A 24,599-nucleotide genomic window follows, 5' to 3' on the forward strand; every position below is an offset into this window, starting at 1 on the left:
GCCCCTGCGGGGCTGGGGCCGGGACGGGCGCTGAGGGGTATTGATAACTCTCTCCGATCAGACACATCGAGTGTAGCTATTTCCCTGATCAGTCCACGATGTGGAATCGTGGAACTCGTACCGCAATCCGGACAAACCTCCCCTCATCTCACTTCAGGAGAAGCGAACGTGCTCACGATCGGTGACCAGTTCCCCGCCTACAACCTCAAGGGCGTCGAGGGGCCTTCCGCTGACAAGCTGGAGTTCAAGGACTACTCCTCCGAGGACCAGAAGGGCTGGTCGGTCGTCTTCTTCTGGCCGATGGACTTCACCTTCGTCTGTCCGACCGAGATCGCCGCGTTCGGCAAGCTGAACGAGGAGTTCGCCGACCGCGACGCCCAGATCCTCGGTGTCTCGGGCGACTCCGAGTTCGTGCACCACGCCTGGCGCAAGGACCACAAGGACCTGGGCGACCTGCCCTTCCCGATGCTGGCCGACGTCAAGCACGACCTGATGCGCGCGTGCGGCGTCGAGGGCGCCGACGGCACCGCCCAGCGCGCGGTGTTCATCGTGGACCCGAACAACGAGGTCCAGTTCGTCATGGTGACCGCCGGCTCCGTCGGCCGTAACCCCAAGGAGGTCCTGCGGGTGCTGGACGCCCTGCAGACCGACGAGCTGTGCCCGTGCAACTGGACCAAGGGCGAGGACACCCTCGACGCCCAGGCCCTGCTGGCGGGCTGACCCATGGCCCTCGACGACCTGAAGTCCGCCCTCCCGGACTACGCCAAGGACCTCAAGCTCAACCTGAGCGCGGTCATCGGCAACTCCGACCTCCCCGCCCAGCAGCTCTGGGGCACCGTGCTCTCCTGCGCGATGGCCACCCGCAGCGCCGCCGTCCTGCGCGCGCTGGAGCCCGAGGCCAAGGCCAACCTGTCCCCGGAGGCGTACACCGCCGCCAAGGGCGCGGCCGCGATCATGGGGATGAACAACGTCTACTACCGGACCACCCACCTGCTCTCCGACAAGGAGTACAGCGGGATGCGGGCCGGTCTGCGGATGAACATCATCGGCACTCCGGGCGTCGAGAAGATCGACTTCGAGCTCTGGTGCTTCGCGGTCTCCGCCATCAACGGCTGCGGCCAGTGCCTCGACTCGCACGAGAACGTGCTGAACAAGGCCGGCGTCGCCCGCGAGGTCATCCAGACCTCGATCAAGATCGCCGCCGTTCTCCAGGCCGTGGCGGGCGTGCTCGACTCGGAGGCCGTCCTGGCCACCGTCGACGCCTGACCCGACGCGACACCTCGCAGGGCCCCGCCGGACACCCCGTCCGGCGGGGCCCTCGCGTGTTCGGAACCGCGCCGGGCAATCCGGGCGTCCGAGCCCAAGGAAGATCGACTCCGGGGGGAACCGCCATGCCCGACCTGCACCGTCCACCACCGGGCTCGGCCTGGCCGACCCTCGCGACGATCGGCTGGGGGCTGGCCGCCATCGTGGTGGCCGGCTGGGTGGCGATCGCCTCCCTGGCCACGGACTTCGGCCGGGACGGCGCCGCCCTGTCCGCCGTCCTCCCCCCGCTGGCCGGACCGGCCCTCGGCACCCTGCTCGGCTGGTCCGCCCTGGCCCTGACCCCCGCCCGCCACTGGGCCCGCCCGGTCAGAGCAGCCCTGACCGGCCAGGCCGCCCTCCTGGGCTGCCTGGCCATGCCCTTCCTGTTCGCCCTCTAGCGCCTGTCGGACAAGCCCTAGGGTCCGTCTTCAAACTCCCGTCGTTCGCCCGCAGGGCGGGCTTGGCGGCGTTCGGGTGCGTGCATCGCAAGGCGGAGGAGGGAGCCACTGCGGAGCATTGGCGACTGACGACAACGCGGCGAGGTGCGTGCCCGGGCGTCGCCAAGCAGGCGGGAGTTTGAAGACGGACCCTAGGCCTGCCCGGCCGGGGCGGGTGCCGACGTGGCCGGGGCCTGGGCCGGAGCGGGGGGCGCCGGGGGCGGGGTGGCGGCGGTGCGTTCGGCGGCTTCGCGGGCGGCTTCGAGGGCGGTGAAGACGGCCTGGCCCGCCTCGTTGCGGCGGCGCAGGTGGGTGACCACGGTGTTGGTGACGGCGATCAGGGGGACGGCGACGATCGCACCGCCGATGCCGCCGATGATGCCGCCGGCGGCGACGCCGAGCACCACGCCCAGCGGGTGGACCCGGACGGCGCGGCCGAGGATCAGCGGCTGGAGGATGTGGCCCTCGATCTGCTGGACGGCGATCAGCACCACCAGCACCATCAGCGCGGTGAACGGCCCCTCGGTGACCAGGGCGATCAGCACCGCGACGGTGCCGGTGACGAGCGCGCCGACCAGCGGGACGAAGGCGCCCAGGAAGATGATCACCGCGAGCGGCAGTGCCATCGGGACACCCAGCATCTGGATGCCGACGCCGATGCAGACCGCGTCGATGAAGGCCACGCAGACGGTGCCGCGGACGTACGCGGTGAGCGTCGCCCAGGCCTTCGGACCGGCTCCGGCCATGGCGTACCGGGAGTGCCGCGGCAGTCCGCGCAGGGCCCAGTTCCAGATCCGCTCGCCGTCGTAGAGCAGGAAGAAGGTGGTGAAGAAGGCCAGCAGGACCGTCGTCAGCACCTCCACGGCGATCTGCGCGCCGGTGAGGCTGGCCGAGGTGATCTGCTCGGTGTTGGTGCTGATCGCCTTGGTGATCTGGTTGGCGAAGTCGGTGATCTGCTGCTGGGTCAGGTGCAGCGGTCCGGTGATCAGCCAGTCCCGCAGCTGGTCGACACCGGCCTGGACCTTGCTGGTGACCGTCGACAGGTTGGTGGTCACCTGCCAGACCACGAACCAGCCGACCAGCCCGATCCCCGCCAGGCCGCTCATGAACACCCCGCCCGCGGCCAGCGACCGCGGCACCCCGTGCCGGCGCAGCCAGGACACGGTGGGCTCCAGCAGCGCGGAGATCAGCACCGAGGCGAGCGCCGCGAAGGCCACCAGCCGCAGCATGTCGACGACCATGAAGACGACGTAGAGCGCGGCGCCCAGCAGCAGCAGCCGCCAGGTCGACTCGGCGGCCACCCGCAGGCCCCACGGCACCGCCTCGGCCGGGGTGGCGGGCCGCCCGGGGTGCAGCTCCCGGCCGAACGCACCGTGCGTGACCGGGGCGACGGCGCCGGCCTGCGCGTCGGCCGCGACCGGCGCGGCCACGGCCGCGGGCGCCGCGGTCGACACCGCGCCAGGGGCGGCGACGGGGGTGGCGACCGGAGCGGCGGGCAGCGCCTCGGCGCGCGGCGCCGGGAGCGGACCCACCGGACCGTCCAGCCCGACACCGGCCAGCGGGGGCTCGTGGAAGTCGGCCGCCATCGCGGCCCGTCGGCGCCGTTCGATCACGGCGGCCGCGCTCGCCACCACGGCCACGCCCTTGGCCACGGCCTTGAAGGCCTTCCCGCCCCGCGCCATCCTCACTACCACCGCTCACCGCTGGGCCGCCGAGCCCGGCGGTACGCCGTGGTCCCGCCACGGCCGTCGGGGACGACGCTACCCGCCCCACCCGCCGCGAGTCCGCCCGGACGGGGGATCTCGGGGATGACTAAGGGTCGGTACGACCTCGATGCACCGAGCCGCCGCAGGGCATTACCGGTCAAAGCCGTCTGTACCGGGTGGTTTCAGGCGTCGGGCAGCGGGGAGGAGTCCGACGAGGACCGGAGCCATCTGTCGGCGGACCGGCGCCGGAAGCAACCAGGACCCCTTCCGCGCCCCGCGTCCGCACCAGGACCGCACCGCCCGTGGGCGCACTGGTCAGCGCAGCCCGGGCGGCGCGGTTCGCCTGTCGTACGAGCAGGACGTCGACGGCCCCCGACCGCTCGGCGCGGTCGGGGGCCGTCGACGAAGAAGCCGTCCGGTCTCTTTAGTACCAGTGGTGCGACTGCCAGAACGACCAGGCGCCACAGGGGCTGCCGTAGCGGCTGTTCATGTAGTCCAGGCCCCACTTGATCTGCGTCGCCGGGTTGGTGCGCCAGTCGGCACCCGCCGAGGACATCTTGGAACCGGGCAGCGCCTGGACGAGGCCGTAGGCGCCGGAGCTCTTGTTGGTCGCGGTGTAGTCCCAGCCGCTCTCGCGCTTCACGATCTGGCTGAAGCACTGGAACTGCGCGTCACTGCCGACGATCTGCTGGGCGAGTGCCTGGACCGAACCGGGGCTGACCGAGACCGGGGGAGCCGCCTGGGTGGTGGCGGAGTCGGTGGCGGCCATCGCCGAGCGGGCCTTGGAGCGGTTCGCAGCGGCCTCGTCGGCCTTGCGCTTCTCCTCGGCGGCCTTGGCGGCCTTCTCCGCGTCGGCCTTCGCCTGGGCATCGGCCTTCGCCTGGGCGTCGGCGGCGGCCTTCTGGCGCGCGGCCTCCTCGGCAGCCTTCTGCTCGGCGGCCGCCTTCGCGGCGGCGTCGGCCGAGGCCTGCTGCGCGGAAGCCTGCTGGCCGATGTTGTCACTGATGGTCTGCGCCTGGGCGCCAGAGGGGACTTCGGCAAGCAGCGTCGCGCCGGCGACATCGACCGTCTGCATCGTCTTGCCCTCGCTGCCCGAGGCCACACCCACAACGGCACCGACAGCGGTGACCGCGGTGGCGGAGGCCACAGCAACTCCCCGGACCGAGATCCGAGTCACATGGATTCCTTCCAGCATCGCCCACGCGTGACCGTACGGGCGCAACATGCCCCTTGGCGCTGCCCTCCGTGCGGTGCTGGTCACGGGAGGTACTGACCCGGCGTCCGACCGCGTTGGGGCGACCGGGCGTTGTGAACGGGCGGCGTACGGCTCATCGGTGTTCAATTGTGCGTCCACTGACCGGAGTTGGCGGACCGTCCGAGCCGGGATCCCGCTGCGCGGAAGCCCTGTCATGCCGTACGCGGGGCCTGACAGAACCCTCACCATGCCGCACCGGGCACTGTCGACGCAATTCCCTGTTGCGTGGCGCATCTCACATTCACCGCACCGGAGTTCTCCGGACAGAAAGCACTCGATGTGATGAAAGGGACGCAGGGCCCGCTCCGTCAGGAGCGGACCCCGCGCCGAAAGTTGACCGGATTGTCCGACTATGGGCAGAACGCCCGGATCAGTCGTCGCTCACGGGTTGATGTCCTCCAGCATCTCCGTGACCAGAGCCGCGATCGGCGAACGCTCCGAACGCGTCAGCGTGATGTGGGCGAACAGCGGGTGCCCCTTGAGCTTCTCCACCACCGCCACCACGCCGTCGTAGCGACCGACCCGGAGGTTGTCCCGCTGCGCCACGTCGTGGGTGAGCACCACCCGCGAGCCCTGCCCGATCCGGGACAGCACCGTCAGCAGCACGTTGCGCTCCAGCGACTGCGCCTCGTCCACGATCACGAAGGCGTCATGCAGCGAGCGCCCGCGGATGTGGGTCAGCGGCAGGACCTCCAGCATCCCGCGGGAGATGACCTCCTCGATCACGGCCGGGGTGGTGACGGCGGAGAGGGTGTCGAAGACCGCCTGCGCCCAGGGGCTCATCTTCTCCGTCTCGGAGCCCGGCAGATAGCCGAGCTCCTGGCCGCCGACCGCGTACAGCGGCCGGAACACCATCACCTTGCGGTGCTGCTGGCGCTCCAGGACGGCCTCCAGCCCGGCGCAGAGCGCCAGCGCGGACTTGCCGGTGCCGGCCCGCCCGCCCATCGAGACGATGCCGACCTCCGGGTCGAGCAGCAGGTCCAGCGCGACCCGCTGTTCGGCGCTGCGCCCGCGCAGCCCGAAGGCCTCGCGGTCCCCGCGCACCAGCCGCACCCGGCCGTCGCCGGCGACCCGGCCGAGCGCGCGGCCGCGCTCGGAGCTGAGCACCAGTCCGGTGTGGACCGGCAGCTCGGCCGCGCCCTCGATGTCCACCCCGGCGTCGTGGCCCGCGCCGAACAGCGCGTCCACGTCGTCCCCGGCGACGTGCAGTTCGGCCATGCCCGTCCACCCGGAGGTGATCGCCAGCTCGGCGCGGTACTCCTCGGCGAGCAGGCCCACCGAGCTGGCCTTGATCCGCAGCGGCAGGTCCTTGGAGACGACCGTGACGTCGTACCCCTCGGCCTGCAGGTTGCGGGCCACCGCGAGGATCCGGGTGTCCGCCTCGCCGCCCCCGGCCCGGTAGCCCGCCGGCAGTATCGAGGTGTCGGAGTGGTTGAGCTCGACCCGGATGGTCCCGCCGAGCTCGCCGACCGGGATCGGCTCGTCCAGCCGGCCGAAGCGGATCCGGTAGTCGTCGAGCAGGCGCAGCGCCTGGCGGGCGAAGTAGCCCAACTCCGGGTGGTGGCGTTTGGCCTCCAGCTCGGTGACCACGACCACGGGGAGGACGACCTCGTGCTCCTCGAAGCGGGTCATGGCGAGAGGGTCCGCCAGGAGCACACTGGTGTCGAGAACGTACGTGCGCCGGTCTGGCGTCCGGCGGCTCTTGGAACTGACCACTAGGCCTCCAGAGCGGATGACCCTGCGTCATCCGCGGCAAGCCGGCCCCCGCTGCCCCGGTGGCCTCGGGGCCGGTCTGAGTGGAGTATTCCCAGGCGAGGGGCGGTGCATTCGCGTCATCGGAGAACTGACGGATCATTGCCGGTGAACGTTTGGCCTCGCCCGGCGGCCGGGTAGGCCAGCCCTACTGGGGTCCTGGTCCCGTCCGACCGGGATCAGAGACCCATCCGCCGGTGCCGCTCCTCGTACGCGCGCAGCGCCCGCAGGAAGTCGACCTTGCGGAAGGCCGGCCAGTACGCCTCGCAGAAGTAGAACTCGCTGTGGGCGCTCTGCCAGAGCAGGAAGCCGGAGAGCCGCTGCTCGCCCGAGGTGCGGATGACCAGGTCCGGGTCCGGCTGGCCCTTGGTGTAGAGGTGCTCGGCGATGTGCTCGACGTCGAGGATTTCGGCCAGTTCCTCGATCGAGGTGCCGCGCCCGGCGTGCTCCTGGAGCAGCGAGCGGACGGCGTCGGCGATCTCGTGCCGACCGCCGTAGCCGACGGCGACGTTGACGGTGATCCCCTCGATCCCGGCGGTCTCCTCGGCGGCCCGCTTGAGCACGTCGGCGGTGTGCTGCGGCAGCAGGTCCAGCGCGCCGACCGGGTTGACCTTCCAGCGGCGGGCGGCGGCCAGGCCGGTGACGGCGTCCTCGATGATCCCGAGCAACGGGACGAGCTCGTCGGCCGGGCGGGAGAGGTTGTCGGTGGAGAGCATCCACAGCGTGACGACCTTGACGTGCGTCTCGTCGCACCAGCCGAGGAACTCGCTGATCTTGTCGGCGCCGCGCTGGTGGCCGTACGCGGTGGAGCCGCCGGTGGCCTTGGCCCAGCGGCGGTTGCCGTCCAGGATCACGCCGATGTGGTGGGGGGTGCGGGCGAGGTGGACCTCGACCCGGCGGCCGTAGAGGCCGTACATACCGTCCAGCAGGGTGCGCAGCCCCGGCGTACGTTCGACGACATCGCGCAGACCCATGGTTTTCGGCCCCTCCGTAACTCTTCACCGGGGTGCGTCACAACCCCCGGCGCAGCCTACTCCCGCCCGGAGGCAGGCGGTAAAGCCGCAGGTAGCGGTCCGGTCACGGTCCTGTGTGGAGTCCATTGCGACCGGCGTGGCGGATGTGGCCGGAAGGCGTTCGGGGGCCGGCCGGCCGGTCCCGACTACTCCGGATACGGAACGGTCTCCGATTCCTTAAGGAATCCGTAAGCCGACGTTCGATGCTTGACGACCACCAGTGGTCTAGTCCAGCTTTTGACCAAGGCGGAACGAGCACCCCGACCGCCCCACCCCGAGGCAGTACTGCGGACCTCCCCTCCCCCACACGCGGCCGCCGCGACCCCCACCGCGGCGGCCGCCCTCCTCTCCCAGGAGCGCACGCCATGGCCCGTACGCTGAACCAGCCCGCGCACAAGCGCCGGCGCAGCACCCTTCCGGCCCTCGCGGCCGGCGCCACCGCCCTCGCCCTGGCCGGCACCGGCCTCGCCCTCTTCGCCGGCGGCGCCAACGCGGCGGTCGGCAACCTGGTCTCCAACGGCGGTTTCGACACCGGCAACCTGGCCGGCTGGAGCTGTACCGGTGCCGCGAGCGCCGTCTCCACCCCGGTCCACTCCGGCACCGGCGCGCTGCAGGCGACCCCGGGCGCCGCGGACACCGCCGAGTGCACCCAGACCGTCAGCGTCCTGCCCAACACCAGCTACACGCTCAGCTCCTGGGTGCAGGGCCCGTACGTGTACCTCGGCGCGCGGGGCACCGGCGGCACCGACCCGAGCGCCTGGTCCAACCAGACCAGCTGGAACCAGCTCTCCACCACCTTCACCACCGGCGCCTCCGCCCGCAGCATCACGCTGTACGTGCACGGCTGGTACGGCCAGAGCGCCTACTTCGCGGACGACATCACGCTGACCGGCCCGGCCGGCACCGCCTCGCCGACCCCGACGGCCACCCCGAGCCCGACCGCGACCGCCACCGCCTCGCCGACGGCCACGGCCACGCCGACCCAGACGGCGTCCCCGACCGCGACCGCGACGCCCACGCAGACCGCGACGCCGACCCAGACCGCCACGCCGACCCCCACGGCCACCGCGACCACCACCCCGCCGGTCACCGGTCTGCCCAAGCACGTCGTCACCGGCTACTGGCACAACTTCGACAACGGCGCCACCGTCCAGAAGCTGAGCGACGTCCAGAGCGCGTACGACATCATCGCGGTCTCCTTCGCCGACGCCGTGCCCACCAAGGGCGGCGCGATCAGCTTCACCCTCGACCCGGCGCTCTCCAAGGCCCTCGGCGGCTACACCGACGCGCAGTTCCGCGCCGACGTGAAGGCCAAGCAGGCGGCCGGCAAGAAGGTCATCCTCTCGATCGGCGGCCAGAACGGCGCGATCGCCGTCGGCGACACCGCCGCCGCGACCGCGTTCACCGACAGCGCCTACGCGATCATCAAGGACTACGGCTTCGACGGCATCGACGTCGACCTGGAGAACGGCGTCAACCCGACCTACCTCGGCAACGCGCTGCACAGCCTGCAGAGCAAGGTCGGCCCGAACTTCGTGCTGACCATGGCCCCCGAGACCATCGGGATGTACAGCACCGCCGGCGCCTACTTCCAGCTGGCGCTGAACACCAAGGACATCCTGACCGTCGTCAACACCCAGTTCTACAACTCGGGCGGCATGAACGGCTGCGACGGCAAGGTCTACACCCAGGGCACCATCGACTTCATCACCTCGCAGGTCTGCACCCAGATCCAGGGCGGCCTGCGGCCCGACCAGGTCGGCATCGGCGTCCCGGCCTCCAGCAAGGCGGCCGGCGGCGGCTACGTCTCGCCGACCGTGGTGAACAACGCGCTGGACTGCCTGGCCACCGGCAAGAACTGCGGCAGCTTCGTCCCGCCGGCCAAGTGGCCGACGATCCGCGGCGCGATGACCTGGTCCACCAACTGGGACGCCAACAACGGGAACGCCTTCTCCAACGCGGTCGGCCCGTTCGTCCACCAGATGCCGTAACTCCCGCGGCGCGCCGCTCCTTGAGGGTGGGGCCTGCGCGCCGACGGCGGGGCCCGTCGTACCGGACCGGTACGGCGGGCCCCGTCCCGTTCCCGGCCGGCCGTCTGTCCGTCTGCCCGTCTGTCCGTCCGTCCGAGCCGTCCGAGCCGTCCGAGCCATCCGGGGCCGGGCCTAGCCGAGCAGCGCCGCCGTGAGCGTGCCGAGCAGCAGGAACGGGCCCATCGGCACGTCCAGCCCGCGCACCCGGCGGCGGCGGACCAGGGCGGCCACGGCCAGGCCGACGGACCAGAGCCCGGCGAGCACCGAGGCCGCGAACAGCCCGGTGAAGGCGGCGGACCAGCCGTACCGGCCGAGCAGCGCGCCGAGGCCGAGCGCGAGGACGGAGTCCCCGCCGCCCATCAGCCCCAGCCAGACCGGCAGTTCGTACAGCGCACCGGCGGCGAGCGCGACCAGCAGGCAGCGCAGCAGGACGTCCGGCCGGCCGGCCGACAGCTCCACCACCGTCAGCAGCAGCGCCAGGCCCGCCGCCAGCGTCCAGCTGAGCGCGTACGGCAGCCGGCGCGCCCGGGCGTCCACGAAGCCGAGCACCACACCGGGGCCGGCCGCCCAGAGCAGCAGCACCGCGTCGGCCGGGTGCGCCGCCGAGAGCGCGGCCGCCGCCACCGCGACGGTGACCGCCTCCACCTGCCAGGCGCCGGGGCCGAGCCGCTCCCGGCACCCCGGGCACCGGCCGGTGGGCGGCAGCCCGCGCAGCGCCCGCCCGCACGCCGGGCAGCTCGTGCACGCCGGTTCGCCCTCCGGCACGGCGTGGCGCACCACCAGACCTCGCAGGGCCGGCGCCACCAGCAGGCCCCCCAGCACCGCCCCGAGCGCGGCTGCGATCACGGCGCCCCCTCTCGCTCACCCCGCCGGCCCCGGCCCCGGAGGGCCGCCCGGCGCTCCTCGGCGTCCGACGTCGGCGGCTCCCCGGTCGAACCCGGGCACCGCACGGACCACATCATCCACGTCACGCGGGCCGCCATCGAGGGCGGACTCGGCGCCGGGCCGGGCGCCGGGCGGACGGCCGGCGCCGGCAACGGTGTGCGGTCCGTCTCCTCCCCTTCTCCCACCACGCGAGGATTCCTCGCCTTCGGCAGCGTTCCGCAGGCCCGGCCACTGATCCGGAAGGCCGGTCGCCACCCCCGCCTGCCGATCGAAGGACGCCCTCGCGGGCGGTGCGGCACGTGTCCCGGACCACGCGCCGCGGGGCCCCGCCGTACCCCTAAAGTAGGCAGGCATGCAGGTCATCCAGTCCAGCAAGCTCGCCAACGTCTGCTACGACATCCGCGGCCCGGTGCTCGACGAGGCGATGCGGCTGGAGGAGCAGGGCCACCGCATCCTGAAGCTCAACACCGGCAACCCCGCCGTGTTCGGGTTCGAGGCGCCCCCGGAGATCCTCCAGGACATCCTCCGCAACCTGGCCTCCGCGCACGGGTACGGCGACTCCAAGGGCCTGCTGTCCGCCCGCCGCGCCGTGGTGATGCACTACGAGGACCGCGGTCTGCACGGGCTCACCGTCGAGGACGTCTTCCTCGGCAACGGCGTCTCCGAGCTGATCCAGCTGGCGATGACCGCGCTGCTGGACGACGGCGACGAGGTGCTCGTCCCCGCCCCGGACTACCCGCTCTGGACGGCCTCGGTCTCGCTGGCCGGCGGCACCGCCGTGCACTACCGCTGCGACGAGCAGTCCGAGTGGTACCCGGACCTCGCCGACATCGCGTCCAAGGTCACCGACCGGACCAGGGCGATCGTGGTGATCAACCCGAACAACCCGACCGGCGCGGTCTACCCGCGCGAGGTGCTGGAGGGCATCGTCGAGATCGCCCGCCGGCACAAGCTGGTGGTCTACGCGGACGAGATCTACGACAAGATCCTCTACGACGACGCGGAGCACGTCCCGCTGGCGACCCTGGCGCCGGACCTCTTCTGCGTCACCTTCAACGGCCTGTCCAAGGCCTACCGGGTGGCGGGCTTCCGCTCCGGCTGGATGGTGCTCTCCGGCGACCGGCAGCGGGCCGCCAGCTACATCGAGGGCCTCACCGTGCTCGCCTCGATGCGGCTGTGCGCCAACATGCCGGCCCAGCACGCGGTGGCGGCGGCGCTCGGCGGGCGGCAGTCGATCAAGGACCTGGTGCTGCCCGGCGGCCGGCTGCTGGAGTCCCGTGACGCCGCGTACCGGCTGCTGAACGAGATCCCGGGCGTCAGCTGCGTCAAGCCGAAGGGCGCGCTGTACGCCTTCCCGCGGCTGGATCCGAAGGTCTACAAGATCAAGGACGACGCGCAGATGGTGCTGGACCTGCTGCGCTCCCAGCGCATCCTGCTGGTCCAGGGCACCGGCTTCAACTGGCCCGAGCCGGACCACTTCCGCCTGGTGACCCTCCCCCGCGCCGAGGAGATCACCGACGCCGTCACCCGGATCGGCGACTTCCTCGGCGGCTACACCCAGCCCTGACGGCGCCGCACCCAGCCCTGACAGCACCACACGCGGCCCTGGGGACGCCGCCCGCAGCCCCGGCGGCGCTGCGGGCGCGCCCCGGGACCGGAAAAAGCTACGGCCGGAGTCCCGGTCCGGACGATCTCCTTGGTCGGGGAAAGATCATCCGGCGGGGCTCCGGCCGTCCTGTCGCTCGTCCGGTGCGCGATTCGTGCCACGCACCGGCCGTCATGCCGGCTGAGGCTCAGGCTCAGCCGAGGCGCGCGACCAGGTCTCGGTACTCATCCCACAGCTCGGTGGGGGTGTGCTCGCCGAACAGCTCCAGGTGGGCCGGGACGAGCGCGGCCTCCTGGCGCCAGATGTCGGCGTCGACGGTGAAGAGCAGGTCGAGGTCCTCCTTCGACAGCTCCAGACCGTTCAGGTCGAAGCCGTCGACCGTCGGCAGCACGCCGATCGGGGTCTCGACGCCCGCGCCGTCGCCCTCCAGGCGCTCGACGACCCACTTCAGCACGCGGCTGTTCTCGCCGTAGCCGGGCCAGACGAACTTGCCCTCGCCGTTCTTGCGGAACCAGTTCACGTAGTAGATCTTCGGCAGCTTCGCGGCGTCCGCCTGGGCGCCGACCTTCAGCCAGTGGCCGAAGTAGTCGCCCATGTTGTAGCCGCAGAACGGCAGCATCGCGAACGGGTCGCGGCGCAGCTCACCGACGGTGCCCTCGGCGGCGGCGGTCTTCTCGGAGGCGATGTTGGCGCCCAGGAAGACGCCGTGCTGCCAGTTGAAGGACTCCGTCACCAGCGGGACGGCGGTGGCGCGGCGGCCGCCGAACAGGATGGCCGAGATCGGCACACCCGCCGGGTCCTCCCACTCGGGAGCGATGGTCGGGCACTGCGCCGCCGGGACGGCGAAGCGGGCGTTCGGGTGGGCGGCCGGGGTGCCGGACTCCGGCGTCCAGTCGTTGCCGCGCCAGTCGGTGAGGTGGGCCGGGGGCTCCTCGGTCAGGCCCTCCCACCACACGTCGCCGTCGTCGGTCAGCGCGACGTTGGTGTAGACGGTGTTGCCCCAGAGGGTCTCGATGGCGTTGGCGTTGGTGTCCACCCCGGTGCCGGGGGCGACGCCGAAGAAGCCGGCCTCGGGGTTGATGGCGTACAGGCGGCCGTCGGCGCCGAAGCGCATCCAGGCGATGTCGTCGCCGATCGTCTCGACCTTCCAGCCCGGGATGGTGGGCTGGAGCATGGCGAGGTTGGTCTTGCCGCAGGCGGACGGGAAGGCGGCCGCCACGTACTTGGCCTCGCCGCTCGGCGGGGTGAGCTTGAGGACGAGCATGTGCTCGGCCAGCCAGCCCTCGTCGCGGGCCATCGTCGAGGCGATGCGCAGCGCGTAGCACTTCTTGCCGAGCAGGGCGTTGCCGCCGTAGCCGGAGCCGAAGGACCAGATCTCCCGGGTCTCCGGGAAGTGCGAGATGTACTTGGTGGTGCTGCACGGCCAGGCGACGTCCGCCTCGCCCTCTGCCAGCGGGGCCCCGACGGTGTGCACGGCCTTGACGAACTCGCCGTCCTCGCCGAGCTGGTCGATCACGGCCCGGCCCATGCGGGTCATCACGCGCATCGACACGGCGACGTAGGCGGAGTCGGTGATCTCGACGCCGTACGCGGCCAGCGGGGAGCCCACCGGGCCCATCGAGAAGGGCACGACGTACATCGTGCGGCCCTTCATCGAGCCGCGGAACAGGCCGTTCTCCCCCTGGAAGACCTCCCGCATCTCGGCAGGCGCCTTCCAGTTGTTGGTCGGGCCCGCGTCCTTCTCCTGCTCGGAGCAGATGTAGGTCCGGTCCTCGACGCGCGCCACGTCCGTGGGGTCCGAGGCGGCGTAGTAGGAGTTGGGGCGCTTCTCCTGGTTGAGCTTCTTGAAGGTTCCCTGGGCCACCAGCAGGTCCGCGAGGCGCTGGTACTCCTCCTCGGAACCGTCGCACCACTCGATGCGAGCCGGCTGGGTGAGCTCCGCGATCTCGCTCACCCAGGCCAGCAGTCGCTTGTGGCGGGTGGGCGCGGATGCGCTGAGAGCAGAGTTCTCGTACGACACGATCGCTCCGTTTCACGCCATCTCGGCAGGGAGACGGCGTAGCGGGGGTTTGAGGGTGCTTGCAGCGTAGCTCCGGCCTCAAGGCTCGAATACGGCACAGCGGTGAAATTGACGCATCTTTTACTACTTTCAGTACTATTACTTGCCAGTAACAAGTCGCTTCCGGCCGAGCGAGGGCATGCGCACCATCACCTCGAACACTCCAAAACGTCCAAGAGTGACGATCGCCACTTCCTACGGGCGAGTAACCTACGCATCCGTAGGTAGCCGGTAGCATGCTGCGCATGACTGCTGAGCTCTCCGAGAGCAAGCCGAAGTGGCGCGGCTGGCTGCACGCCGGAATGTTCCCCGCCACCGTCGCCGCCGGGATCGTGCTGATCTGCCTGGCCGAGTCCACACCCGCCAAGATCGCGTGCGCGATCTACTCGGCCAGCGCCTGGCTGCTGTTCGGGGTGAGCGCGGTCTACCACCGCTTCGACTGGGGCCCGCGCGGCGACGCCGTGCTGCGCCGGCTCGACCACGCGAACATCTTCCTGATCATCGCGGGCACCTACACCCCGTTCACCATCCTGCTGCTGCAGGGCGCCTCGCAGCAGGTGCTGCTCTGGGCGGTCTGGGGCGGCGCGCTGGCGGGCATCGCGTTCCGGGTGTTCTGGGTCGGCGCACCGCGCTGGCTGTACACGCCGGTCTACATCGCCCTGGGCTGGGCCGCCGCGTTCTTCCTGCCGGACTTCCTGCGCACCGGCGGCGTGACCGTCCTGGTGCTGATGATCGTCGGCGGCGTGCTCTACAGCCTCGGCGGCGTGGTGTACGGCCTCAAGCGGCCCAACCCGTCACCGCGCTGGTTCGGCTTCCACGAGGTGTTCCACGCCTTCACCCTCGGAGCCTTCATCGTGCAGTACGTAGGGGTCTCACTGGTGGCGTACAGCACGGCCGGCTGAGCCGGACAGCCCGTGACGGGCGGCAGGCCGGTCCACGGACCGGTCGGCCGCCCGTTCTGCGATCCCGCCCGGCGGGCGGCCCGGAGGCCGGCCCGGGGCCCGGCGGACGTGGCGGGCGTCCAGCGCCTCGCGGGCCCGCGCACAGCGCTCGCAGTGCGCCGCGACCGGGGCACCGCGCCGGTGCTCGCGGTGGCCGCTCGGCTCGGACGGCCGGTGCAGCGCCCGCCACCGCCGGGCGACGTAGACCATCAGCAGCAGCGTCTCGACCCCGGCGACCGCCAGGACCAGCGCGGCGCCGTTGATCAGGTAGGCGGCGACCACGGCCAGCGCGGATGCCACCACCACGGCGGCACCCCACACCTGGGCGCCACCTGTTTCCTTACCGGCCATTCGGCTCTCCTTCCTGCGCCCGGGCTTGTGGTCGGCTCCTGCCGCCCCACCCCTTCTCCGCTCTCGGCACGCGTCGGTCCGCACTGACCGATTGCCACATGGTATCTACCGACAGTCACCCGCCAGGCCCCTGAGGCGGCGAACGACAGATCAACGTTGCGTCAATTCCGTGTGCGGAACGCGCACTTCCCAGACACGTCACCGAGCGTCGCACACTCGTCATAGGTCCAGATGTTGACGGCCCCCACCTTTTGGGAGTTACTGTCATTTGACAGAGACTTTCCCTGGGCTTCCCGGAGGTTGGCCATGCCGTCCGTTCCCGACCCACGCCGCTGGCTCGCACTGGTCGCGGTCGCGCTCAGCGTCCTGGTGATCAGCTTCGACATGACGATCCTCAACGTGGCCCTGCCCACCCTGGCCACCCAGCTGGAGGCCACCACCGGGCAACTGCAGTGGATCGTCGACTCCTACACCGTGGTCTTCGCCGCCGTGATGCTCCCGGCCGGGCTGATCGGCGACCGCTTCGGCCGCCGCCGCACCCTCACCACCGGCCTCGCCCTGTTCGGGCTCGCCTCCGCCGTCGGCATGCTCGCCGACAGCCCCGGCACCCTGATCGCCGCCCGGGCCGCGATGGGCCTGGCGGGTGCGCTGGTCATGCCGATGTCCATGGCGGTGATCCCCGGGCTGTTCCCGGCCGGCGAGCAGCGCCGCGCGACCGCGATCCTGGCCGGCGCACTCGCCGCCGGCATGCCGTTCGGCCCGCTGATCGGCGGCTTCCTGCTCCAGCACTTCTGGTGGGGATCGATCTTCCTGATCAACCTGCCGCTGGTGGCCGTCGGCATCACCGCCTGTCTGCTGCTGCTCCCGGAGAGCCTCAACCCCGACGCGCCGCGGATCGACCTGGTGGCCACCGTGCTCGGTGCGGGCGGACTGTCGGCGCTCACCTACGGGATCATCGAGATCCCCGCCCGCGGCTGGGCCGACCCCCTGGTCCTCGGCGTGCTCGGCGGCTCGGTGGTCGCGCTCACCGCGCTGGTGCTGCGCAGCCGCCGCCAGCGCAGCCCGATGCTCGACCTGGCGCTGCTGGCCGACCCGACCTTCCGGTGGTCGGCGGTGGCCGCGACGCTGGTGTCGGTCGTGCTGTTCGGCGGGTTCTTCGTCCTGCCGCAGTACTTCCAGAACGTGCTCGGCGCCGACGCCCTGGGCACCGGTCTGCGGCTGATGCCGCTGATGGGCGGCCTGATGGTGGCCGCCAAGCTGAGCGACCGGCTGGTCACCAGGATCGGCCCGCGCGCCGTGATCTCCATCGGGCTCGCCGTGCTGGCCGCCTCCCTCCTGCTGGGCAGTACCACCGACGTCTCGGACGGCTACGGCCTGGCCGCGGTCTGGCTCCCGCTGCTCGGGCTCGGCATGGGGATGTCGATCATCACCGCGCAGGCCTCGGCGCTGCTCACCCTGCCGCCCGCCCGGGCCGGCGTCGGCTCCGGACTGATGCAGACGCTGCGCCAGGTCGGCGGTGCGATCGGGGTCGCCGTGTTCGGCAGCCTGCTGGCCGGGTCGTACCGGCACGCGCTGGACACCACAGGGCTGCCCGCCGGGGCCGCGGACAAGGCCGGGCAGTCGGTGGTCGCCGCCGACGGCGTCGCCACCGCCACCGGAAACCCGGCGCTGGCCGCCTCCGCGCACGCCGCCTACGTCCACGGCATGACGCTGGTGCTGCTGGTGGCCGGGGTGATCGCCGTCCTGTCGGCGGTGCTGGTCGCCCTGCGGATGCCCGCCGCCGAACCGCAGGCCGCCGCCGGGCCCGCACCCGAGGCCGCGCCGGAGCCGGGTTCGGGACCGGCCGCCGTGCCCGCCGCCGATCGCGGATAATCGAAGATATGAGCGCACTGCAGCCGACAGCGGCACCCCCGGCAGGCCCGACCAACCTGGTCCAGGCGATGCTGGAGGCGCCGCTGTCGCTGCGCGAACGGAAGAAGCTGAAGACGCGCCAGGCGATCCGCCGCGAGGCGTACCGGCTGATCGCCGAGCAGGGGTACGAGAACACCACGGTCGACCAGATCGCGGCGGCGGCCGAGGTATCGCAGTCCACCTTCTTCCGGTACTTCGCCACCAAGGAGGACCTCGTCCTCACCGACGAGTACGACCCGGCGATGGTCACCGCGCTGCTGGCCCGCCCGGCCGACGAGCCGTTCCTGCACTCCTGCCGGGAGGCCGTGATCGGCCTGATGCGCGAACTGCTCCAGCACGAACGCGAGGAGCTCCTCACCCGGATGCGGCTGGTCAACGACGTCCCCGTGCTGCGGGCCCGGATGCACGAGGCGCCCAACGACCCGCAGCAGCTGTACCTCACCGTGCTCACCCGGCGGGCCGGGGTCGAGCAGCCGACCCTGGACATGCGGATCACCGCCGCCGCCGTCGGCGCCGCCACCACCGAGGTGGTGCTGCACTGGGCCGAGAGCGGCGGCCAGGACGACATCGCCGACCTGGTCGACCACGCGTTCGCCGTCCTGGAGCGCGGTTTCCGCGGCGTCTGAGGCCCGACTCCGCGACGACGACGTTGTCGCGTTGTCGCGTTGTCGCGTTGTCGCGTTGTCGCGTTGTCGCGGGGGCGGTGGGACCGGCCGCCGCCGGATCCACCGCCCCCGCGCACGGGCGGGCGCCCTACCCTCGTCGGGCACCCGCCCGCCGCCGCAGGGCGATGCCCGCGCCCGCGAGCGCCGTGACGCCCAGGGCGGCGGCCGCCGTGACGGCGGGCAGCGCCGTGCCGCCACCGTCCGCCGCCGCCCCGGACGTGGCGTCGGGCTGGTACCCGCCGCCCTTCCCGGCCCGGTCGTACGCCGAGCCGGGCAGCTTGTCGCCGTACCGCTGGTGGACCAGCTGCTGGTACGCCGCCAGGCTCACCCCGGACGCGCCCACCGAGCGCCGCGCCTCGTCGTCCAGCGGCAGCACCCGGCCCTCGCGCAGCACGTACCAGGCGTTGAGCTGCGGCTCGCGGAACGCCGTGCCGCCGCCCGCCGCCGCCTTCGCCGCGTAGTCGCCCTCGTCGCCGCCGGAGGCGATGTTGACGACCTGCCAGGTGTCGCCCTGCTTGACCGTCCAGACCGAGGCGACCTGGCCGTCCGCCGACACGGCCCGGCTCGCGGTGAACTCGGCCTTCGCCACCGGCACGCCCGGGGTCCCGGCCACGAAGGCCGCGTCCAGGGTGTAGACCGGCACCGTCTCGCCCGCCAGCGTCGGCGCGGCCGCCGTGGCCGCCCTCGCCTCCTCGGCCGCGCCGATGGTCAGCTGCTGGGTCGGCGGCACGCCCTTGCGGGCGAAGAAGTGGCCCAACCGGTCCAGGACCGCCGGGTTCTGGGCCGCACCGCGGGCCTGCGCCAGCTCGGCGGCGGTGACCGGCGTGGGGGCGCCGGCCGGGGTGTCCGCGTGCGCGGCCGGGGTGACGGCCAGGCCGAGGCCGGCCGCGAGCAGGACGGTGACGGCTGCCCGGCGGGCCTTGCTGAGGTCAGTCATGATCGCCCCTCACGCGCCGATCCGGTACAGGGAGTGGGTCCAGGAGAACGTGCCGTTGGACACGTAGTAGTTGTAGTCCGCCCAGTTGTAGCGGTTGTTGGAGGGCCACGGATCGCCCCAGTAGACCCAGTTGCTGCCGGTGTCGTAGCCGTACAGCACGTGCATGTGGCCGCCGCCGGAGCTCCACTGGATCCGGGTCTCGATCGGCCGGTTGGCGTTCACCTCGGTCTGCACCGTGCTGTAGCGCAGGTAGCCGGTCACGTAGGAGCCCGGGTTGATGCCGACCCAGCTCAGGCCGTTCTGCACATCGCCCAGCGTGGCCTGGTTGTTGGGGCAGCTGGAGTTGACCGAGCGGCCGAACGCGGCGTTGCAGAACTGGTTCTGGCTGTAGGTGTAGCCGAACCAGGTGGCGATGGTGTTCCCGCTCGCCGCCCAGCACCAGTTGGTCTGCTGTTGCTGCTGCATGGTGATGTTGAGCTTCTTGTACGTACCGGCCAGGTCGGCCGTACTGCCCGCCGCGGCGGCCGGCCTGACCTGGGCCGACGCCGTGGGGGCGGCGTGGGCCGGGGTGGTGGCGGCGACGGTGAGGGCCGGGCCGAGCACACCGAGCGCGAGCGCCGAGACCGCACGGCGCAGGCGTGTCCGTGAACGTGGAGACATGGGGAATCCTCCTTGCACAGGGCAGGAGTTGGAGTGTGGGGGTGCGGTCCGGATCGCGTCCTGAGCATCGCGCCGTTGACACAGTCAGGTCAACGGCTCCACGTCCCCCCGCACCGGGGTGTGAACAGCCCCGGGCAGGTGTGAACGTGCCCGCGGAAATCCCCGCGCGACAGGGCCCGACCAGTGACAAACCGGGCTCCGCATGTGAATATTCACGACCAGCCGGGTGCCCGCCGGCCGAGGAGGAGCCATGCCGCGCAGCGACCACACCGACCTCGCCACCGCACTGCGCAGCGGACCGTTCCACCTCGCCCTGCGCACCGCCATCGCCGCCCGCGGCCTCGCCCTGCACCGGGTCCGCGAGCACCTCGCCCAGCGCGGCGTCCACGTCGGGCTCACCAGCCTCAGCTACTGGCAACAGGGGCGCCGCCGCCCCGAACGCGCCGAATCCCTGCGCGCGGTAAGGGCGTTGGAGGAGGTCCTGGACCTACCCGAGCACTCCCTCACCCGGCTCCTCGGCCCCCGAAGAGCCACCCCCGCCGACCCGGCCGGCCCGCCCGTCCGCCCCTACCGGGACCTGATCGCCCCGCCCGGTGCCGTCGACGACCTGCTCGCCGCCATCTCGGGCCCGCGCGACACCGGGCTGCACACCATCACCCACATCGAGCGCATCCGCATCGGCGCCGACCGCGCCCTGCTGCGCCGCGACTCCCAGCACGCCCTGCGCGCCCACCGCGACGGCATCGACCGCTACCTCGCCCTCTACCAGGGCGACCCTGGCTGCGACATCGCCCGCGTCGGGGTCCGCGCCGAGGAGAACTGCCGCCCCGGCCGCGTCCGCCGCGACCAGGCCCACGACCTGCTCGTCGCCGAACTCCTGCTGGACCGCCGCCTGCGCGCCGGCGACACCCATCTGCTCGGCTACGGCTTCGACGACGCCCCGTCACCCGAGCCCAGCTGCGAGTACGTCCGCGGCTTCAACTCCGGCGCCGGCCAGTACGTCCTCCAGGTCACCTTCCACCCCGACGCCCTCCCCGTCCGCTGCCACCGCTTCGCCCTGCGCTCCCCCGGCGAGACGCCCTACGAGACGGAGGAACTGACCCTCGACGGCCACCGCTGCGTCCACCTGGTGGCCACCGCCCTGCAGCCGTGCCTCCTGGGCATCCGATGGGACTGGGAGTAACCCCTCCGACGGACCCTACGCGTCGATCAGGGCCGGGTGCTCCGCCGACCGCCTGCGGTCGTACGCCGGGTCGATCGTGCCGAACAGGCGGTCCCAGACGGTGGTGTAGAAGCCCAGGTTCACCCCCGGGTCGGCGTGGTGGCCGGCGTGGAACATCGGCAGCGCCACCCAGCGGAACAGCGCGCGCCGCCGGATCCGGGCGGGGAAGGGCTCCACGCCGAGGTGCCCGAGCAGGCCGAAGACCAGGTTCACACCGACGTACCCGGCCAGCGCCACGAGGGAGATCTCCCGGAGGCAGAGCACCGCGAGCCAGGTGCCGCCGAAGCCCAGCACCTCCAGCGGGTGCAGGACGAACAGGGTGGACGGCCTCGGGTCCGGGTAGCGGTGGTGCAGTTCGTGCGCCAGCCGGTACAGCCGGCGCTGGTGGGCGAGCCAGTGGCCGACGTACATCAGGGCGTCCATCACCAGGGTGAACACCAGCAGCTCGGCGGCCGCCCGCAGTCCGGTGTCGGCCGTCAGCCGGATCCAGTCGGCCTGCCACAGCGCCCATCCGGCCACACCGACGGCGGAGTTGAGCAGGACGGCGACCACGACCAGGGCCAGCTCGCGCCGGTCGGGCGGCGGGGGCGCCGGGGTCACCCGCCGCCCGCCGAAGCGCCGGACCAGAAGCGTGCCGGCGGCCAGCGACACCGCCAGCAGCCCGAGGTTGGCGGCCAGTGCGCCGGCCGCCACCTCCGCAGGGCCCAACCGGCCCGCCCACGCCAGCAGTTCGTCCATCATCCTGACACCCCCACCCCCCGGCCTACCCGGACGGGCGGCACGGCAGACCCCCGGGCCGGCGGCCGCGGGCCGGCCGTCGGCCGCTCAGCGCCGGAAGTCCAGCGTCAGGCAGTCCTCCACCGGACGGTAGCCGATCCGCTGGTAGATGTTGTTGCTGGTCGGGTTGGCCAGGTCGGTGTAGAGCAGCACTTCGGCCGCCCCGCTGCGCAGCGCGTGCGCCGAGGCCGCGGCGGTGACCCCGCTCGCGTAGCCGCGCCCGCGCAGCTCGTGCGGGGTGTACACCGGGCCGATCCGGGACATCCCGGCGATCACCGGGCTGACGCCGGCCATCGTGACCGGGCGGCCGGCGACCTCCCAGACGTGCAGCCCGCCCGCGGCCGTCCGATCGTCCACGCTGCGAGCGATGTTGGGCAGCAGCACCCCGGTCTCGGCCAGGAACGCCCGATACCACCCGATCAGCAGCTCGCGGTCGGCCGGAACCGCCAGGCGGTGGTGCCCGGCCGGGGTACGGGCCGGGTCCAGCGTCAACTCGCCCAGCCGGTAGAGCCGCTGGTTGTTCTTGACGGAGTCGGTGGCCCCGGTGGCAGCCTGCCAGGCCGCGCTGAACGCCCGCGCCGGGGCCTCGCCGCCGGACACCCCCTGGACGTCCGCACCGGCCGCCGCCAGCACCTCGGCGAGCTCGGCCGCGGCCTCGACGGGCATCACGCCCAGCCGCGGTTCGAACGGCGGGGTCTGCACGAAGGCACCCGCGACCGGGCCGCCCGGCTCGGCCCGCCACCAGCCGAAGACCGGCGGCAGCTCCCCGAAGACGTCCAACCCGTGCCCGGCGAGCCGGTGCACGACCGTGAGCAGCACGGTGTTCTCCGCCGGGCGCTCGGCCAGGAAGGCGTCGGTGTGCGCGCGGAAGTCGTCGAGGGAGCTGCTCACCGTCCAGGTCATGGCGCATTGTCCCGCGCCGGCCCGGCCGGGGACAAAGCGATTTTCCGCCGGACCGCGCCCCTGCTACCGGGCGGTACCGCCCAGCCGCTCCACCAGGACCTCAGGGTCGGTGGTCGGCGCGTCGCAGCTGAAGTGCCGGCAGACGTACGCGGCGGGCGCACCCCCGACCAGCGGGCGGTCCGCCAGCAGCGGCACCCCGTCCGAACCCGGACCGCCGTCCGCGCCCGGCTCGCCGAGGGCGACCACCGCGCCGGGCGCGGTGCCCAGCAGGGCGGCCCGGTGCAGCGCGGCCGTCGCCGGATCGCCGGCCGGGCCGACCACGGCGACCTCGCGCGGGCCGTCCGCCAGCGCCTCGGCGGCGGCCAGGCCCCAGCCGATGAAGCGCGGGGCCCGCGAGGCGAGCGCCCCGACGATGCCGAGCGCCCGCTCGGCCGCGGTGCGGTGGCGCGCCGAACCGGTGTACGCGGCGTAGCCGAGCAGGGCGTTCGCGGCAGCCGTCCAGCCGGACGGGGTGGCGTTGTCGGTCGGGTCCTGCGGGCGCCGGATCAGCTCCTCGGCGTCGTCCGCGGTGTCGTACAGCGCGCCGGACGCCTCGTCGGCGAAGTGCTTCAGCACGGTGTCGAGCAGCCCGCCGGCCAGCTGCAGCCACTCCGCCTCGCCGGTGACGGCGTACAGCGCGAGGAAGCCCTCGGCGGTGTCGGCGTAGTCCTCCAGGACACCCGCGTTGGCACCGGCCCGGCCGTCCCGGGAGGTCCGCAGCAACCGGCCCTCGGGTGTCAGGTGGACGGCGAGCAGCAGGTCGGCGGCGCGCTCGGCGGCCTCGACCAGGTCGGGCCGCTCCAGCAGGGCGCCGGTCTCGGCGAGCGCGGCGATGGCGAGGCCGTTCCAGGCCGCGACCACCTTGTCGTCCCGGGCGGGCGCCGGCCGCCCGGCCCGCGCCTCGAACAGCCGGGCCCGGACCCGCTCGGCCGCGGCCCGGTCCTCGGGGTCGCGCAGCAGCTGCAGCACCGACGAGCCGTGCTCGAAGGTGCCCTCCGGCGTCACCTCGAACAGCTCCGCCGCGTAGCCGCCGTCCGCCTCGCCCAGCACCTCGGCCAACTGCTCCGGCGTCCAGGCGTAGTAGGCCCCCTCGGCCGGCTTGCCGCTCGCCGGGTCGAGGCTGTCCGCGTCCAGCGCCGAGGCGAACGCGCCTTCGGGGGTGCGCAGTTCGCGCAGCAGGAAGTCGGCCGTGGCGAGCGCGACGCGACGGGCCAGCCCGTCGCCGGTGGCGCGCCAGAGGTGCAGGTACGCGCGAAGCAGCAGCGCGTTGTCGTAGAGCATCTTCTCGAAGTGCGGCACCACCCAGCCCGCGTCCACCGAGTAGCGGGCGAAGCCGCCGCCGAGCTGGTCGTGGATGCCGCCGCGGGCCATCGCCTCACCGGTGCGGACGGCCATCTCCAGGGCGGCCTCGGAGCCGGTCCTGGCGTGGTGGCGCAGCAGGAACTCGACCACCATGGCCGGCGGGAACTTGGGCGCCCCGCCGAAACCGCCGCGGGCGGCGTCGAAGGAGCGGCTGAGCGCGACCAGCGCCTGGTGCAGGTCGGCCTCCCCGGGCGGCTGGTGCACCCCGCTGCCCGTCGAGTACACCGAGGCCCGCTCGGCCAGATCGGCCCGGATCCGGGCGGCGACCTCGCCGACCTCCTCCCGCCGCTCGCGCCAGGCGCTGTCCACACCCTCCAGCACCTGCCGGAAGGACGGCATGCCGTGGCGGGGCTCGGGCGGGAAGTACGTGCCGAAGTAGAACGGGTCCTTGTCGGGCGTGAGGAAGACCGTCATCGGCCACCCGCCCTGCCCGGTCGCGGCCTGCACCGCCTCCATGTACACGGCGTCGACGTCCGGCCGCTCCTCACGGTCGACCTTCACCGCGACGAACCGCTCGTTGGCGTACTCGGCCAGCGCCTCGTCCTCGAAGGACTCGTGCGCCATCACGTGGCACCAGTGACACGCCGCGTACCCCACGCTCAGCAGCACCGGCACCCCCCGCCGGCGTGCCTCGTCGAAGGCCTCGGGCCCCCAGGGCCACCAGTCCACCGGGTTGTCGGCGTGCTGCTGCAGATACGGCGAGGTCGCGTCGGCGAGACGATTCACCCCGCCACCCTCTCACGGCGGCCCGGGCCCGGAGGGAACGCCGTGGCCACGGGTCGG

General features: G+C 72.6%; 21 protein-coding genes. 9 read left to right on the forward strand and 12 right to left on the reverse strand.

Annotated elements, in window-relative coordinates; all coding sequences use genetic code 11:
* Nucleotides 1–168 precede the first annotated feature (168 nt).
* From ACFVVX_RS12905 to ACFVVX_RS12915, 3 genes are all read left to right on the forward strand, one after another.
* Nucleotides 169–720, forward strand: a complete 552-nt coding sequence (locus ACFVVX_RS12905; protein ID WP_387944554.1) for a peroxiredoxin — start codon at nt 169–171, stop codon at nt 718–720.
* 3 nt (nt 721–723) lie between these two features.
* On the forward strand, nt 724–1,266 hold the full coding sequence (locus tag ACFVVX_RS12910; RefSeq protein WP_387944556.1) for an alkyl hydroperoxide reductase: 543 nt from the start codon (nt 724–726) through the stop codon (nt 1,264–1,266).
* A 125-nt stretch (nt 1,267–1,391) separates the two neighbouring features.
* Complete coding sequence (locus tag ACFVVX_RS12915; RefSeq protein WP_387944558.1) at nt 1,392–1,703, forward strand: hypothetical protein; 312 nt, start codon at nt 1,392–1,394, stop codon at nt 1,701–1,703.
* A 191-nt stretch (nt 1,704–1,894) separates the two neighbouring features.
* Here the strand turns inward: ACFVVX_RS12915 and ACFVVX_RS12920 are convergent, their stop codons facing one another.
* The 4 genes from ACFVVX_RS12920 to ACFVVX_RS12935 all read right to left on the reverse strand — a co-directional run bounded on the left by ACFVVX_RS12920 (nt 1,895) and on the right by ACFVVX_RS12935 (nt 7,429).
* A complete protein-coding gene (locus ACFVVX_RS12920; RefSeq protein WP_387944560.1) occupies nt 1,895–3,424 on the reverse strand; it encodes an AI-2E family transporter in 1,530 nt (509 codons plus the stop codon).
* A gap of 448 nt (nt 3,425–3,872) precedes the next feature.
* Nucleotides 3,873–4,625, reverse strand: a complete 753-nt coding sequence (locus tag ACFVVX_RS12925) for a transglycosylase SLT domain-containing protein (protein WP_387944562.1) — start codon at nt 4,623–4,625, stop codon at nt 3,873–3,875.
* A 459-nt stretch (nt 4,626–5,084) separates the two neighbouring features.
* On the reverse strand, nt 5,085–6,419 hold the full coding sequence (locus ACFVVX_RS12930) for a PhoH family protein (RefSeq protein ID WP_387944564.1): 1,335 nt from the start codon (nt 6,417–6,419) through the stop codon (nt 5,085–5,087).
* A 215-nt stretch (nt 6,420–6,634) separates the two neighbouring features.
* Nucleotides 6,635–7,429 carry an isoprenyl transferase gene (locus tag ACFVVX_RS12935; RefSeq protein WP_209417189.1) on the reverse strand — a complete coding sequence of 265 codons (795 nt, stop codon included), beginning with the start codon at nt 7,427–7,429 and terminating at the stop codon, nt 6,635–6,637.
* Between the two features lie 404 nt (nt 7,430–7,833).
* On the opposite strand from ACFVVX_RS12935, the gene ACFVVX_RS12940 reads away from it, so the two are divergent.
* Complete coding sequence (locus ACFVVX_RS12940) at nt 7,834–9,459, forward strand: chitinase (protein WP_387944566.1); 1,626 nt, start codon at nt 7,834–7,836, stop codon at nt 9,457–9,459.
* Between the two features lie 171 nt (nt 9,460–9,630).
* Here ACFVVX_RS12940 and ACFVVX_RS12945 read toward each other — a convergent pair whose 3' ends face one another.
* A complete protein-coding gene (locus ACFVVX_RS12945) occupies nt 9,631–10,344 on the reverse strand; it encodes a prepilin peptidase (protein ID WP_387944568.1) in 714 nt (237 codons plus the stop codon).
* A gap of 391 nt (nt 10,345–10,735) precedes the next feature.
* On the opposite strand from ACFVVX_RS12945, the gene ACFVVX_RS12950 reads away from it, so the two are divergent.
* Nucleotides 10,736–11,950 (forward strand): pyridoxal phosphate-dependent aminotransferase, encoded by a 1,215-nt coding sequence (locus ACFVVX_RS12950; RefSeq protein WP_387944570.1) that lies wholly within the window; start codon nt 10,736–10,738, stop codon nt 11,948–11,950.
* 232 nt (nt 11,951–12,182) lie between these two features.
* Here the strand turns inward: ACFVVX_RS12950 and ACFVVX_RS12955 are convergent, their stop codons facing one another.
* Nucleotides 12,183–14,009 carry a phosphoenolpyruvate carboxykinase (GTP) gene (locus tag ACFVVX_RS12955; protein ID WP_387944572.1) on the reverse strand — a complete coding sequence of 609 codons (1,827 nt, stop codon included), beginning with the start codon at nt 14,007–14,009 and terminating at the stop codon, nt 12,183–12,185.
* A gap of 275 nt (nt 14,010–14,284) precedes the next feature.
* On the opposite strand from ACFVVX_RS12955, the gene ACFVVX_RS12960 reads away from it, so the two are divergent.
* Complete coding sequence (locus ACFVVX_RS12960; protein WP_387944574.1) at nt 14,285–14,950, forward strand: hemolysin III family protein; 666 nt, start codon at nt 14,285–14,287, stop codon at nt 14,948–14,950.
* Here the strand turns inward: ACFVVX_RS12960 and ACFVVX_RS12965 are convergent.
* Nucleotides 14,921–15,340 carry a hypothetical protein gene (locus tag ACFVVX_RS12965; protein ID WP_387944576.1) on the reverse strand — a complete coding sequence of 140 codons (420 nt, stop codon included), beginning with the start codon at nt 15,338–15,340 and terminating at the stop codon, nt 14,921–14,923. The two genes, ACFVVX_RS12960 and ACFVVX_RS12965, sit on opposite strands and share 30 nt — an antisense overlap.
* A 306-nt stretch (nt 15,341–15,646) precedes the next feature.
* Here ACFVVX_RS12965 and ACFVVX_RS12970 point away from each other — a divergent pair, with 306 nt between their 5' ends.
* Together ACFVVX_RS12970 and ACFVVX_RS12975 are read left to right on the forward strand one after the other, a co-directional pair.
* Nucleotides 15,647–17,212, forward strand: a complete 1,566-nt coding sequence (locus tag ACFVVX_RS12970; RefSeq protein WP_387944578.1) for an MFS transporter — start codon at nt 15,647–15,649, stop codon at nt 17,210–17,212.
* An 8-nt stretch (nt 17,213–17,220) separates the two neighbouring features.
* Nucleotides 17,221–17,877, forward strand: coding sequence for a TetR family transcriptional regulator (locus ACFVVX_RS12975; RefSeq protein ID WP_387944580.1), 657 nt, complete (start codon nt 17,221–17,223; stop codon nt 17,875–17,877).
* A 127-nt stretch (nt 17,878–18,004) separates the two neighbouring features.
* Here ACFVVX_RS12975 and ACFVVX_RS12980 read toward each other — a convergent pair whose 3' ends face one another.
* Nucleotides 18,005–18,853 carry a hypothetical protein gene (locus ACFVVX_RS12980; RefSeq protein WP_387944582.1) on the reverse strand — a complete coding sequence of 283 codons (849 nt, stop codon included), beginning with the start codon at nt 18,851–18,853 and terminating at the stop codon, nt 18,005–18,007.
* Nucleotides 18,854–18,862: 9 nt separating this feature from the next.
* Nucleotides 18,863–19,513 carry a papain-like cysteine protease family protein gene (locus tag ACFVVX_RS12985; RefSeq protein WP_387944584.1) on the reverse strand — a complete coding sequence of 217 codons (651 nt, stop codon included), beginning with the start codon at nt 19,511–19,513 and terminating at the stop codon, nt 18,863–18,865.
* A 250-nt stretch (nt 19,514–19,763) separates the two neighbouring features.
* On the opposite strand from ACFVVX_RS12985, the gene ACFVVX_RS12990 reads away from it, so the two are divergent.
* Nucleotides 19,764–20,696: a hypothetical protein gene (locus tag ACFVVX_RS12990; RefSeq protein ID WP_387944586.1), complete on the forward strand. Its 933-nt coding sequence runs from the start codon at nt 19,764–19,766 to the stop codon at nt 20,694–20,696.
* A 15-nt stretch (nt 20,697–20,711) separates the two neighbouring features.
* Here the strand turns inward: ACFVVX_RS12990 and ACFVVX_RS12995 are convergent, their stop codons facing one another.
* The 3 genes from ACFVVX_RS12995 to ACFVVX_RS13005 all read right to left on the reverse strand — a co-directional run bounded on the left by ACFVVX_RS12995 (nt 20,712) and on the right by ACFVVX_RS13005 (nt 24,542).
* The gene (locus ACFVVX_RS12995) at nt 20,712–21,476 is read right to left on the reverse strand and encodes a sterol desaturase family protein (RefSeq protein ID WP_387944588.1); all 765 of its coding nucleotides are present in this window, start codon (nt 21,474–21,476) and stop codon (nt 20,712–20,714) included.
* An 84-nt stretch (nt 21,477–21,560) separates the two neighbouring features.
* On the reverse strand, nt 21,561–22,415 hold the full coding sequence (locus tag ACFVVX_RS13000; protein WP_387944590.1) for a GNAT family N-acetyltransferase: 855 nt from the start codon (nt 22,413–22,415) through the stop codon (nt 21,561–21,563).
* 63 nt (nt 22,416–22,478) lie between these two features.
* Complete coding sequence (locus ACFVVX_RS13005; RefSeq protein ID WP_387944592.1) at nt 22,479–24,542, reverse strand: thioredoxin domain-containing protein; 2,064 nt, start codon at nt 24,540–24,542, stop codon at nt 22,479–22,481.
* Nucleotides 24,543–24,599: the final 57 nt, after the last annotated feature.

Origin of the sequence: Kitasatospora sp. NPDC058170 (assembly GCF_042883905.1) — a bacterium.
In the GTDB taxonomy this organism is placed as follows: domain Bacteria; phylum Actinomycetota; class Actinomycetes; order Streptomycetales; family Streptomycetaceae; genus Kitasatospora.

Bases quoted from the DNA above. Each gene is read 5' to 3' on its own strand.
- ACFVVX_RS12995 (WP_387944588.1), bottom strand. From the start codon at position 21,476: ATGATGGACGAACTGCTGGCGTGGGCGGGCCGGTTGGGCCCTGCGGAG.
- ACFVVX_RS12980 (WP_387944582.1), bottom strand. From the start codon at position 18,853: ATGACTGACCTCAGCAAGGCCCGCCGGGCAGCCGTCACCGTCCTGCTC.
- ACFVVX_RS12960 (WP_387944574.1), top strand. From the start codon at position 14,285: ATGCTGCGCATGACTGCTGAGCTCTCCGAGAGCAAGCCGAAGTGGCGC.
- ACFVVX_RS12990 (WP_387944586.1), top strand. From the start codon at position 19,764: ATGCCGCGCAGCGACCACACCGACCTCGCCACCGCACTGCGCAGCGGA.
- ACFVVX_RS12985 (WP_387944584.1), bottom strand. From the start codon at position 19,513: ATGTCTCCACGTTCACGGACACGCCTGCGCCGTGCGGTCTCGGCGCTC.
- ACFVVX_RS12965 (WP_387944576.1), bottom strand. From the start codon at position 15,340: ATGGCCGGTAAGGAAACAGGTGGCGCCCAGGTGTGGGGTGCCGCCGTG.
- ACFVVX_RS12975 (WP_387944580.1), top strand. From the start codon at position 17,221: ATGAGCGCACTGCAGCCGACAGCGGCACCCCCGGCAGGCCCGACCAAC.
- ACFVVX_RS13000 (WP_387944590.1), bottom strand. From the start codon at position 22,415: ATGACCTGGACGGTGAGCAGCTCCCTCGACGACTTCCGCGCGCACACC.
- ACFVVX_RS12940 (WP_387944566.1), top strand. From the start codon at position 7,834: ATGGCCCGTACGCTGAACCAGCCCGCGCACAAGCGCCGGCGCAGCACC.
- ACFVVX_RS12920 (WP_387944560.1), bottom strand. From the start codon at position 3,424: ATGGCGCGGGGCGGGAAGGCCTTCAAGGCCGTGGCCAAGGGCGTGGCC.
- ACFVVX_RS12915 (WP_387944558.1), top strand. From the start codon at position 1,392: ATGCCCGACCTGCACCGTCCACCACCGGGCTCGGCCTGGCCGACCCTC.
- ACFVVX_RS12950 (WP_387944570.1), top strand. From the start codon at position 10,736: ATGCAGGTCATCCAGTCCAGCAAGCTCGCCAACGTCTGCTACGACATC.
- ACFVVX_RS12970 (WP_387944578.1), top strand. From the start codon at position 15,647: ATGCCGTCCGTTCCCGACCCACGCCGCTGGCTCGCACTGGTCGCGGTC.
- ACFVVX_RS12935 (WP_209417189.1), bottom strand. From the start codon at position 7,429: ATGGGTCTGCGCGATGTCGTCGAACGTACGCCGGGGCTGCGCACCCTG.
- ACFVVX_RS12910 (WP_387944556.1), top strand. From the start codon at position 724: ATGGCCCTCGACGACCTGAAGTCCGCCCTCCCGGACTACGCCAAGGAC.